This is a genomic window from Streptomyces sp. NPDC047917 (assembly GCF_043204345.1).
Lineage (GTDB): Bacteria > Actinomycetota > Actinomycetes > Streptomycetales > Streptomycetaceae > Streptomyces > Streptomyces sanglieri.
Map to the genome: position 1 here is coordinate 72,094 of NZ_JBIDCA010000020.1, position 12,144 is coordinate 84,237.

Genomic DNA, 12,144 nt, shown 5'->3' on the forward strand with positions numbered 1-12,144 from the left:
CATTTCGGGTGAGGCTGGGGCAGGAAATCTGGTCGCGGTGCTCGGTCGGCTACTGCTTCCCGATGAAGCTGCCGATGTCGGCCTCGGTGAGGAAGCCGAGCTTGACCCGGTGTTTCAGCTTGGCACGGGTGCCTTCCGCACCGGCCACTACGCGCCCGACGTCGTCGTCCACCACCCGGCCACCGACCCGGCCCGCCAGGTCCTCCACCTGCGTCTGGTCGTCCGCAGGCCAAGACAGCAACATAGACCTACGGAACCCGGCGCTGCCGACCCGCTCCCTCCTGCGGACAGCCCCTGCGGCTCCCACGGGAACAGCCAGGGCCCCGCTCCAGCATCGTGGAGCGGGGCCCGATCCGCTGCCCCCCGGCAGGCTCCCGAGGGTCCGGGCAGGAGTCCCGGCGGGGATCCCTGTCGGGACTCGGCTCAGACCTTGATCCATTCCAGGGTGTAGTGACCACCCGCACCGGTGAACACCAGGAAGGACGGAGTCTTGGAGTCGTTGTCGCACCCCCGGAAGGTGCTGGTCCACACGGGGCTGCCACCGCCCTGGACCTCCAGGCCCTTGTCGGTGACCCGCCACTTGCCCCAGGGGTGCTCGGTCTGCCCACCGTAGTTGGAGTAGACGATGCCGTCGTCTCCCATGCGGTAGAGCATGTCCTGGTCACTGGTCCGATAAGTGGCACCGAGGTAGTCGGACGCCTGGGTTCCGCACGCGGCCTGTACTTGCGCCGAGGCGCTGCCGACCAGGGCGGCCGGACCGGCTACGCCGCTGAGGATCAGACCTCCAGTCAGCATGGCGGCGAACATGGCTCTCTTCACGAACTCATCCCTTCAGTAAGGGGGTTGGCATGACGTGAGCAGAGGTACCCGGCGGCACTTTCCCATCCACGCCATCCGCTGACGCTCCACCCGTTCGGGCGCGCATTCGAAGGCGGGGCGGAACCGGACGGGTGGACTCGGGAAGGACACGGCGGAGCCGGGCACGCAACTTCAGGCCGCGACGTCGCGCGGGCTCCCTACTCGCCGACCGGGTTGTCCTTGCCGTCCAGGCCGGCGCGGATACTCCGGGACAGATCGCCGGTCTTCGTCACGTCCCCGTCGAGGGAGTAGGCCATCACCCCGGCGATCCCCAATTCCATGGCCTTCTTCGCCTTCTCATACGCCGCTTGACAGTCGTCCAGGGTCCAGAAGACTTTCATCTTGTCCTGCGTCAAGGTGTCGGTCACCTCGCCGTACAGATAGGCGACGAGCGCGTTCGCGTCCCAGTGGCGGGTGAAGCCGTGCGAGGTCAGCCCGGCGACGTCACGGTAGTCGTTGACACCCGCCTGCCACTTCGCCTTCCACGGGTTCCCGCTCACGTCTTCCGAGACGGGGATGCCGTCCTTGTCCTTCTTCGTCGTACGCACCGCGGCCGTCGCCTCGCAGCCGAGCCCGTCCGGGTGCTGCGGGTCGTCCTTCACCTTCTCCCAGCCGCGGCTGTAGAACGGGATCCCGAAGAGGATCTTCTTCTTGTGCTCCGCCTTCGCGATCCATGGCGCGAGGGCCCGCTCCACCGAGAGGGCGTTCGCCGCCGAGTCCGCGTACTGGGACTGATGGTTGGTCTTGTTCTCGGATCCCCCGAACGGCCCGTGGTAGTCGTAGCCCTGCAGGTTGCCGTAGTCGAGGTACTGCATCACGCCGTCCACGTCCCAGCCGGCCGTCAGCACGTCCGGCCCGGCGGGAAGGAACATGGTCAGCAGGTACTTTCCGCCGCGGGCCTGCTTCTGGTCGAGCGCGTCGAGTTGGGTACGGAACTCCTTGAGCAGCGCGACAAGGTTCGCCTTGTCGTTCTTCGAGTCGAAGTGGTTCCCGTGGAGCCCGAGATCACAGGCGGGCCACTCCCAGTCGAGGTCGACGCCGTCGAAGATCCCCGCCGCCACGCCGGCGCCCCCGAAGTGGTCCTTCATCTCCGTCTTGTCGAAGATCTTCGTGGGCAGGTTTCCCTTGATGAACAGGTCGATGCACGACGAGACGAGCGCCTTCCTGGTGTCGTCGGTCTTTGCCGCTTCGGACCAGTTCCTGGAGTACGTCCAGCCTCCGAGGCTGACGAGGACCTTGAGGTTGGGGTGCTTCTCCTTCAGCTTCTTCAGCTGGTAGAAGTTTCCCATGAGGGTCTTGGCCTCCGCCTGCTGCTGGACGCCGTCCAGGTTCTCGCCGGGGCCGAAGGCGCACAGGTAGTCCGCCCACGCGTCCCCGGCGTCCTTGCTGCCGTCGGCGTTGTTGTCGCTCTCCGCGGTGTTCAGCTTGATCGATTCGAAGCACTTGAAGCCGGGGTTGTACTTGGTGTCCGACGAGATGTTCTCGAACGCGTAGTTCAGAATCGTCAGGCACTCCGCGGTGCCGTTGTCGTGCAGATCCTTGATGTGGAACTTCCTGCCGTAGATCCCCCACGCTGGAAAGTAGCCGACGTACTCGGGCGTGCCCATGCTTCTCCTTCAGGATCGATGTCGAGCGTCCCGCTCGGGACCGGTGTGGGCGCCGCGCCGTGATCCCGCGCCGCCTCGGCCACAGAGTCGGTCGGGCCCGTCATGATCGCGACTCGGCCGAGCCGTGGACCGGGACGGCGGCGCGCACGAAGGCGAAAGCGTCGCCAGGCGGGACACGGGTTCCCCTGCTGCCCGGTCGCTGTCCGGCACTCCCCTGCGTTCCCCCGGCCGGACGCGGCTGACTGCGCGGCGCCCCCGACCACATCGGCCGGAATTGCCGCCGGGTCCTGCCCGGCTCCCACTCGTTCGTACGAGCCATACGCGTCATACGCGACGGCAGGTCACCTCGGGCGGATGAAGTGGCTCGACAGACTCCTCACACGCCTCGCACGCCGGTTTGCGGTCCATGGGCCGCGACCGTCACCTTGCGCACGCGGTGGTTCATGGATTCCGCGATGTAGAAGTTTCCTGCGGCGTCCACGGCCACGGCTTCCGGGTGACTGAGCTTGGCCGTCAGGGCGTCCTTGTCGTCGCCGTCGTAGCCGGACTTGCCGGTACCGGCCACCGGGGTGACCTGGCCCCGGCGACCTCGCAGACCCGTTCTTCGCCCCACCCGGCGACGTACTTATCTCCGTCCTTGGCCAGCGTCAGCCCCTTGGGCCAGGCGATGTGTCTGGTGACCTCGGTCGTCTCGCCGTTCGGTTCCTCGACCAGTTGTTGCGCGTCACACCGTAGGTGACCCCGCCGCCGCCGACGCCTCCGGCCTGTGCGAGCGGTGCGTCCGAGCGCTGCTCGATCGACGCCGCATCGAGTCGGTAACCGCCCTGCACCGGCATGACCAGCCACAGTTGCCCGGGATCGTCGCCGCCATCGGCGCGGATCTCCGTGGCCGCGCCGCTGTCGGTGGAGGAACCGGCCACCGACAGCAGCTTTCCGCTGTGTCGGCTGACGATCTTCACCCGGCCCCGGCCCGCGTCGTCCACGCGCCACTGCTGGTTGGCCTCGCCGGTCGAGGACCATTGGATCACCCGGGATCCGTCACCGGTCGACCGGCCCTCGACGTCCAGGACCTTCTGCGAGGCCGCCGATCCGATCGTCACCCACCCGTCGCCCTGATCGGCCATCACCCACTGCTGGTTGGTCGCCCCACTGGCGGGCCACTGGATCGCGGCCGCACCGTCGTCGATCGAGCGGCCGTAGACGTCGAGCGAGTGCCCGCTGCGCACGTTGACCAATGTGACGGGCTCTCCCGCCAGGGCGACGGCCCGCGCGACGGAGGGCGACAGGAGCCCGAACACGGGTCCAGCGGCAAGCGTGGCGGCATCGGCGCCGAGGAACTTCATCGCACCGCGTCGGCTCACCGCACCGGGTCGGGAGCCTGGATCGAGATTCATCCTTCTTCTCCTTGATATGTGAGGGTTCGCAGGCACAGGCCGGCGCCGGGGAAAGCCATGGCATGCCTCCTTCAAAGAAAGGAGAGCGGGAAAGGGGGACGCGCCGAGGCGGCCGGTGAGCGATACGGAGTCGAGCGGCGTCCCGTCCGCGTCGGCTCACGCCCCACGGGAACGTAAACAACTGTCCCCGTGATGCACCACTGCTGTGTGCCGTATCAGTGCGGCATGGGCCACGACAGCACGTCAACATGCGTGTGGCTTCCTCAAGCCTCGTGGATGTCGGCCGAGTTCACGTTTCGCGTCCGCTTCCGATCGCGTCGGCGGGCCTGCCCGTAATGCTCCGGCGCCGTCGCGGGTCCCTGTCCGCATCTCTGCTGCTCACCACGTGCGCAGGCGCCGACACCGCTGACTCCTTGAGTCACGTCACCATTCGGTGAGGGAACCGTCCTGGCGGCGCCAGATCGGATTGCGCCAGCGATGGCCCGCTTCGGCGGCATGCTCGACGACTTTCTCGTCGACGTGGATACCGAGACCGGGTTCGGTGAGGAGTCCGACGTGGCCGTCCTCGTAGCGGAATACCGACGGGTCGACGAGGTAGTCCAGGAGGTCTGAGCCGGTGTTGTAGTGGATGCCGAGGCTCTGTTCCTGGATGAGCAGGTTGGGGGTGCAGAAGCCCACCTGGAGGCAGGCGGCGAGCGCGATCGGGCCGAGCGGGCAGTGCGGGGCGAGCGCGGTGTCGTACGCCTCGGCCATCGCCGCGATCCGGCGTACCTCGGAGATGCCGCCGGCGTGCGACAGGTCCGGCTGGGCGATGGCGATGCCCTGGGCGAGGACCTGCTTGAAGTCCCAGCGGGAGTACAGACGTTCGCCCGTCGCGATGGGGATGCTTGTCGCGCGGACGATGTCGCCGATGTGGTCGCTCAGTTCCGGGACGACGGGCTCCTCGACGAAGAATGGGAGGTAGGGCTCCAGCAGGGGCAGGACACGGCGGGCCATGGGGAGGGTCAGCCGCCCATGGAAGTCGACGGCGATGTCGAAGCGGTCGCCGACGGCCTCGCGTACGCGAGCGACGCGGTCGACGATGCCGTGCACGGCCTCCGGCGTGTCGATGAAGTCCAGCTGGGGCGAGGCGTTCATCTTGATGGCCGTGAACCCCTCGGACCTGCGGGCCAGGGCCTGTTCGGCAACGTCGGCCGGCCGGTCGCCGCCGATCCAGCTGTACACCCGGGCGCGGTCGCGGACGTTGCCGCCCAGCAACTGCCAGACCGGGACACCTAGCGCCTTGCCCTTGATGTCCCACAGCGCCTGGTCGATGCCGGCCACGGCACTGGAGAGGATCGGGCCGCCGCGGTAGAAGCCGCCCTTGGTCAGGACCTGCCAGTGGTCCTCGATGCGCAGTGGGTCCTGGCCGATCAGGTAGTCGCCCAGCTCGTCGACAGCGGCGGCGACGGTGTGCACGCCCCTCGATCACCGGCTCTCCCCAGCCGGTGATGCCTTCGTCGGTGTCGACGCGAAGGAAAGCACCAGCGAGGTGCGACGAGATAGGTGCGCAGGGACGTGATCTTCACTTGGACTCCTTCTTGACGGACCAGCCACCGTCGACGACGAGGTCGGTGCCGGTGATGTACGGGGCGTCGGCGGATGCCAGGAAGGCGACCGCGGAGGCGACCTCACCCGCCGTCCCGAGCCTGTCGAGGGCAGTGGCGCGGGCGGACATCGACTGGTCCTCCTCGCTCACCTCGTCCCACACGTCCGTGAGGATGGGGCCGGGCAGCACGGAGTTGAACCGGACCTCGGGCCCGTACTCGACGGCCAGTTGACGCATCAGCGCGCAGATCCCGCCCTTCGAGGCCGCGTACGCGGGATGGCCGGGCAGACCGAAATTCGCGTGCACTGGAGGTCGCGACGAAGCAGCCCCTGGTCGAGCGCAGGTCGTCCAGGAACGTGCTGACGCCCAGATAGAGAGCCTTGAGGTCGACCGCGATCTCTCTGTCCCAGCCGTCGTCGGTCAGTTCGTGCGCCGCGGCGGCGATGTGGACGAACGCGTTGTTGTGCACGACGTGGGCCGGGCCGGCGAGCTCGTGCGTGCGCTGGTGGAGCCGCTGCCAGCCTTCCCGCGACGAGACGTCGCAGTGGACGAAGGCGGCGCATCCGCCGTCGGCGACGATGTTCCTGACGACGGCCTCGCCGACCGCGTCGGATATGTCGGCGAGGACGACGGTCGCGCCCTCGGCGGCCAGCCGCAGCGCGGTGGCCGCGCCGATGCCGGAGGCCGCCCGCGTCCGCGCCGACGCGGCCGATCCACGCGGCGTCGTGGCCGAGCCGGCTGACGCCGATCGCGACGGTCGCCTCGGCTCCGGCGAACGAAATCCTGGCACGCGTCCCCGGTGCGAAGGGACCGGGCTCGCCCGCGACGACGACCATCGCCTCGCCCAGCGTCACCAGCCCGCTCACCGGGGCACTCCGGCCACGAGGCCGACGAGCCGGGCCGCGCGCTCGGTCAGCGCGCCGAGGTCGCCGCCCTCGCAGGCGTCTCCGACGAGGGGGCCGCCCATGCCGAGCGCGGTGGCGCTCGCCCGCAGGTACGCGGGGGCGTCCTCCAGTTCGATGCCGCCGGTGGGCACGAGCGGTACATCGGGCAGCGGGGCGCGGACGGCGCGGAGGCACTTCGGCCCTCCGAGGGACGCGGGGAAGAGTTTCACCATCGAGGCGCCCGCCTGCCACGCGGTGAGGACTTCCGTCGGTGTCAGGGCGCCCGGCAGTACCGGAACCCCGAGCCGCCGGGCCTCTGCGATCACGGCGGGCTGGGTTGCCGGTGTGATGAGGTACTCGGCCGGCTGCCACCGCTGCTTCGGCCTCGCGCGGCGTGGTGACGGTGCCCGCGCCCAGTGCGAGGCCGTGTCGGGCAGGCTCTGGGCGTACTCGCGCAGGACGTCGAGGACTCCAGGGGTGGTGAGGGTGAACTCGACGGCGCGCACGCCGGCCCGGCGCAGGGTGTCTGCGACCTGCGGGAACCGGCCCGCGGTTGCGGAGCGCAGAATCGCCACGACCGGGACGGCGTCGAGGGCGGACGGGAGGGTGCTCATGCCGCCTCCTGGGCGATGAGGTCGTCGAAAGGCACGGCCGGCAGTCCGGCGATGCCAGGGCGGCAGACGAAGAGCCGCCCTGCGTGCGGCTCTTCGCGCAACTGTCGCCCGGTCAGTCCTTCTGTCGCCGTGGTGATCACGAGCGTGTCGAGAGCCGGCCCGGCGAATGCGACGCTGAACACATGCGAGGCGGCCACGGCCACGACGGTGTGGCAGGCGCCGTCGGGCGCGAAAGCGCGCACCTGGCCCGCGCCCCGGACGGCGACCCAGATATTTCCGTCACGGTCCACGGTCAGACCGTCGGGTACACCGCCGTCGACCGCGGCGAACGGCCTTCGGCGGCTGGGGTGCCGGTGGCGAGGTCGTAGTCGAACACGTCCACGCGGCCCGTCGGGCTGTCGGGCTGTCGGGCTGTCGGGCTGTCGGCGTAGTACATCAGGCTGCCGTCGGGGCTCCACCCGAGTCCGTTGGAGATGGTCACCGACTTGAGCAGTACGCGCAGGCCCTGTGGGCCGAGTTGGTGGAGGGAGCCGGCGCCCGGGGTCGTGTCGTGCGCCATGGTGCCGACGAGCAGCCGTCCGCGCGGGTCGCACACGCCGTCGTTCAGCCGTCGGCGCACATCGTCCAGAGGAAGGGGCAGCGCGGCGAGTTCCGCCTGTCGGCCGCTCTCGGTGATCGTGACGAGGGACATGGAGACCGCGGCGACCAGGGCCCCGCTGCGGCACGGCCGGACGGCGCCGACCGGGCCGCCGGGGGCGAGTACCACGCGGGGCAGAACGTCGGGCAGACCGCTTTCGTCGGCGCGCCGGACCAGACTGCCGCGGTGGATGGTTCCGGCGGTGATGTCGACCCGGAGGAGTTCTTGCAGACCGGGGTCCCACACCGGCCCTTCGCAGAGCCTGCCGGGATCAGGGCTGCATGGACTGGCCGTCAAGTGACGCGTATGAAGTCTCCTTGTTCACCGAGCTGTTCGGCCCGGTCGGCCGGACTGGGGGACGCACACATGCGTGCGAAGCGATTCCCGCTGGTGTCGACGGCGCCATATGCCCGGCCGTCGGCCGGCGGACGCCGAGGGCGGGCATCGCTTCGGCGATGCCCGCCCTCGGCCTGCGAGGTCAATGAGGTAGTCCGACCGCCCGTCCGCCGCTGCGGCGCTGCTGGATGACCACGGCGATGACGAGCAGCGCGCCCTGGGCGACGTTCTGCCAGAAGGTGTTGATGCCCTGGACGGTCAGGCCGTTCTCCAGGCAGCCGAGCAGGGCGACGGCGAGGAGGGTGCCGCCGATGCCGCCCTTGCCGCCCTTGAGGGCGGCGCCGCCGAGCGCGGCCGCGGTGATGGCCTTGAGTTCGAGGCCCTCGCTGCCGGAGACCGGCTGGCCGGACCCGGTGCGGGCGGTCAGCAGGATGCCAGCGACCGCCGCCACCACGCCGATGAGCGTGTAGACGCAGATCAGGTACTTGTTGATACTGATGCCGGCCAGCCGGGCGGCGGTGTCGTTGCCGCCGATCGCGTACAGGTTGCGCCCGATGTCGGTGTACTTGAGCAGCAGGTGCACGCCGGCAGCCACGACGATCAGGATCCACACCATGACCGGCAGCCCGGCGATCTTGCCGCGCCCCAGGAAGATGAACACGTCGTCGTTCAGCACGTAGCCCTGGGCCCGCCCGTCGGACAGGAGCTGGGCTAGGCCCTTGTAGGCGGCGAGGCCGGCGAGCGTGGCGATGGTGGGGTTGACCCGGCCGTAGACGATGACCAGGCCGTTCAGCGCACCGACGAGGACGCCGGTACCGACGGCGGCGGCCATGCCGAGGAACGCGCCCGAGCCGGTCGTGGTGAACACCATGGCGCTGACCACGGACGCCACACCGACCTGAGAACCGACGGAGATGTCGAGGCCGCCGCAGATGATGACAACGGTCTGCACGATGGCGAGCAGACCCGTGATGGTCGCCGCCTCGGCGATCACCTGCATGTTGGACAGGCTCAGGTAGTTGTCGTTGAGGACGCCGAACAGGGCGAGGACGACGACGAGCGCACCGATGAGGCTGATGTTCTGCCCGCCGATGCCGGCCAGGAACGCGGGGCGGCGCGACGCGTGGTCGTCACCGCCCCGGGGCCCCTTCACGGCCGGTGCGGGAGTGCTGGTGAGGGTCATGACGCGGCTCCAGAGGCGGCGCCGACGATGTCGTCGGCCATGGCGAGGGCGAGGATGGATTCTTCGGTGGCTTCGCTGCGATCGAGTTCGCCGGTGATCCGGCCGCCCTGCATGACGACGACCCGGTCGGCGAGGCCGAGAAGTTCGGGGAGTTCGGAGGAGATGACCAGCACGGCGACGCCCTCGGCGGCCAGATCGGCGATGATCTGGTAGATCTCCGCCTTCGCGCCGACGTCGATGCCGCGGGTGGGCTCGTCGAGGATCAGTACCTTCGGCTTGCGGGCCAGCCACCTGGCCAGCACGACCTTCTGCTGGTTGCCGCCGGACAACTTGTGCACCTCGTGGTCGATCGACGGGGTACGCACCCTCAGCCGGTCGGAGAACTCCTGGGCGAGCAGGCGTTCCGTGGCCCGCCGCACGAAGCGAAGGCGCCGCAGCCGGTCCAGTACGACGAGGGAGGTGTTGTCCTTGATGGACTGCTGGAGGAACAGCGCCTGAGCCTTGCGTTCCTCGGGGGCAAGCCCGAGTCCGGCACGGATGACGTCCCCCGGCCGGCCGCTGCGCAGCCGTACTCCGTCCAGTGTGGCGGTGCCGCTGTGGACAGGCAGGTCCCCCGCGAGAGCGAGGGCGAGTTCGGAGCGCCCGGCTCCGATCAGGCCGGCCAGGCCGAGGACCTCACCGGCGTGGACGCGCAGCGAGATGCCGGTCACGGCGTCGGTCGTGAGGTTCTGGACGTCGAGGACCAGCCGGTCCGTGGCGACCCGCTGCCGTACGAACATGGCGGAGAGGTCGCGGCCCACCATGAGGCGGACGAGCTCTTCCTCGTCGGTGGTGCGGGCGTCCTGGACGCCGACGAGGCTGCCGTCGCGCAGGACCGCGATGCGGTCGGCGAGCTGGAAGATCTCCTGCATGCGGTGCGAGACGTACACGATCGCGATGTCCTCGTCGCGCAGCCGTCGGATCAGCGCGAACAGCGCGTCGACCTCGTGTTCCGACAGGGAGGACGTGGGCTCGTCGAAGGCGATGAGGCGGGCCGCGGTGGTGCCGGTCAGCGCGCGCATGATCTCCACCAACTGCCGCTGGGCAGGGGTGAGTTGGGATCCAAGCAGGTCAGGGTCGAGTACGTGGGCGAAGCCCAGCCGATCGAGGTCGGCCCTGATGCGCCGATTGAGCTCGGCCCGGTCGAGCATGCGCCCGCGCTTGCGGGGCAGGGCACCGGCGTACACGTTCTCCGCGACGGAGATGTGCGGGACGATCTCCGGTTCCTGGGGGATGATCCGGATGCCGGCGGCCCGTGCGCGGGCCGGCGAGTCGAGCTCGACGGTCTCACCGTTCACGACCACGTGCCCCTCGGTGGGCTGGTGGTCGCCGGTGAGGATCTTCAGCAGTGTGGACTTTCCCGCACCGTTCTCGCCCATCAGGGCGGTCACCTGTCCGGCGGGGAAGTCGAGCGTGACGCCTCCGATCGCCGTCACCTCGCCGAAGCGTTTGATCACGCCCGATACCCCGATGGACGACGGGCGGGAGCCATCGGCGGGTGGGACGCCGGGGGCCCCCTGGGAGGAGTCCGGATCGGAGGAGTCCGGATCGTGCGCTGGGGTCATTTCTTGGTTCACCTCGAAGACGGAGTGCAGGCGTGGTCGAAGGCCCTGAAGCGTCGGGCAGCGGGGCGGGGTCACCGGCCGGGGCCGTCCTTGCGACAGCCCCGGCCGGGAGCACTCAGCCGCAGGTGAGTCCGGCACTCTTCCACGAGGCCCGGTCGACCATGGTGGTCGGGGCGAATGCCTCGGCGGGGAAGTCCTTGCCCTTCTTGAGCTTGTCGTACATGGTCTGGACTGCCAGGGCACCGACGTCCTTGCCGTTGATGAACAGCGCGGCCTTCATACCGGTCGGCTTGTCCGACTTCCACTCCTTGCAGGCCAGGTAGGCACCCAGGCCCACGCCGACGACATGGTCGGCGCCGACCCCGGCATTAGCGAGCGCGGTGACACCGCCCATCACGTTCTCGTCGTTGCAGCCCCAGATCACCCAGTTCTTCACGCCCGTGTTCGCGGTGACCGTCGCGGCGATCCTGTCCTGGGCGCCGGTGGGCGTGTTGTCGGTGGGGACGGCGATGGTCTTCACACCGGGGACGGCCGCGTCGAAGGTCTTCTTCGCAGCCGCGACCCGGTCGCCGCAGACGGTCACGTCCTGCTTCCAGGCCGAGATGACCCGGGTGTCGCCGGCCTTCCAGCCGGCCTTCTCGAACTCGGCGGCGGCGCGCTTGCCCACTTCCTCGCCCATCTGTGCGCCACTGAATCCGATCCGCGGCACCAGGTCGCTCTTGCCGCAGGCGGTGGGGTCCGGGCCGGTGGTGCAGATCTGGTCGTCGGAGGTCAGGAGCGCGACCTTCCCGCCCTTCGCGGTCTGGACGACCTGCGGGCCGACGGCCGGGTCCGGTACGACGATGATGACGCCGTTCGTCTTCTGGGCGATCGCCGACTGCACTTCGCTGACGGTCTTGTTGGCGTCGTTGCCCAGGTTGACGACCTTGAGGTCGATGCCGAGTTCCTCGGCCTTCTGCTTCGCGCCGGCGGCCTCGCCGATGAAGTACTCCTGGTCGCCCTGCTTCTGGAGGTAGGCGATCGAGATCTTGCCGTCGATCTTGGCGGCCCGGTCGTCGGTGGCGGCCGTCTTGCCGGACGAGCAGGCCGTGCCCAGGCCGAGAGTGAGGAGAAGGCCGGTGGCGGCGGCCGTGCGACGTGGGGTGGAACGGAACATCGGGAACTCCTTAGTACAGCCAGAGGCCGCCGCGTCCTGGGTGTGCGGCGTCGTTCGAGGAGGGGAGGGACGGTCCGCGGGGCGTTGAGTGCCTCACCCGGGAATCGCGATCCCTCGAAAATAAACAAATTCAAACTCTAAGCCCCATAACACAACACCACACTCAGGGCGTCAAGGGCCGAGACAGGGTGAGATACATCCGTGATCTCCTGATTCGACTTCAACGCCGCGCCGGTAAAGCGTAATTGGCAAATGCCATGCCCATGCCAATTCATTTCATGTC

General features: G+C 69.1%; 9 protein-coding genes and 3 pseudogenes. All 12 read right to left on the bottom strand.

The annotated features are described in order from the left end of the window. Positions 1 to 49 precede the first annotated feature (49 nt). A complete protein-coding gene (locus ACGF8B_RS37915) occupies positions 50 to 244 on the bottom strand; it encodes a hypothetical protein (RefSeq protein WP_392747039.1) in 195 nt (64 codons plus the stop codon). Between the two features lie 179 nt (positions 245 to 423). Continuing rightward, positions 424 to 819 (bottom strand): hypothetical protein, encoded by a 396-nt coding sequence (locus ACGF8B_RS37920; protein ID WP_392747040.1) that lies wholly within the window; start codon positions 817 to 819, stop codon positions 424 to 426. 197 nt (positions 820 to 1,016) lie between these two features. Further along, positions 1,017 to 2,465 (bottom strand): glycoside hydrolase family 18 protein, encoded by a 1,449-nt coding sequence (locus ACGF8B_RS37925; RefSeq protein ID WP_392747042.1) that lies wholly within the window; start codon positions 2,463 to 2,465, stop codon positions 1,017 to 1,019. 376 nt (positions 2,466 to 2,841) lie between these two features. After that, positions 2,842 to 3,030: a hypothetical protein gene (locus ACGF8B_RS37930; protein WP_392747043.1), complete on the bottom strand. Its 189-nt coding sequence runs from the start codon at positions 3,028 to 3,030 to the stop codon at positions 2,842 to 2,844. An 82-nt stretch (positions 3,031 to 3,112) separates the two neighbouring features. Then, a complete protein-coding gene (locus ACGF8B_RS37935) occupies positions 3,113 to 3,808 on the bottom strand; it encodes an RICIN domain-containing protein (RefSeq protein ID WP_392747044.1) in 696 nt (231 codons plus the stop codon). Positions 3,809 to 4,282: 474 nt separating this feature from the next. Then, positions 4,283 to 5,427 (bottom strand): annotated as a pseudogene (dgoD, locus tag ACGF8B_RS37940) (galactonate dehydratase). After that, positions 5,424 to 6,237: pseudogene (locus ACGF8B_RS37945) on the bottom strand (SDR family NAD(P)-dependent oxidoreductase). Before ACGF8B_RS37945 ends, dgoD begins: the two co-directional pseudogenes overlap by 4 nt. A gap of 72 nt (positions 6,238 to 6,309) precedes the next feature. After that, complete coding sequence (locus tag ACGF8B_RS37950; protein ID WP_392747045.1) at positions 6,310 to 6,945, bottom strand: bifunctional 4-hydroxy-2-oxoglutarate aldolase/2-dehydro-3-deoxy-phosphogluconate aldolase; 636 nt, start codon at positions 6,943 to 6,945, stop codon at positions 6,310 to 6,312. Further along, positions 6,942 to 7,828, bottom strand: a pseudogene (locus ACGF8B_RS37955) (SMP-30/gluconolactonase/LRE family protein). Before ACGF8B_RS37955 ends, ACGF8B_RS37950 begins: the two are co-directional and overlap by 4 nt. A 232-nt stretch (positions 7,829 to 8,060) precedes the next feature. Beyond that, a complete protein-coding gene (locus tag ACGF8B_RS37960; protein WP_392747046.1) occupies positions 8,061 to 9,101 on the bottom strand; it encodes an ABC transporter permease in 1,041 nt (346 codons plus the stop codon). Beyond that, a complete protein-coding gene (locus ACGF8B_RS37965) occupies positions 9,098 to 10,705 on the bottom strand; it encodes a sugar ABC transporter ATP-binding protein (RefSeq protein WP_392747047.1) in 1,608 nt (535 codons plus the stop codon). Before ACGF8B_RS37965 ends, ACGF8B_RS37960 begins: the two co-directional genes overlap by 4 nt. A gap of 115 nt (positions 10,706 to 10,820) precedes the next feature. Further along, the gene (locus ACGF8B_RS37970) at positions 10,821 to 11,861 is read right to left on the bottom strand and encodes a substrate-binding domain-containing protein (protein WP_392747049.1); all 1,041 of its coding nucleotides are present in this window, start codon (positions 11,859 to 11,861) and stop codon (positions 10,821 to 10,823) included. Positions 11,862 to 12,144: the final 283 nt, after the last annotated feature.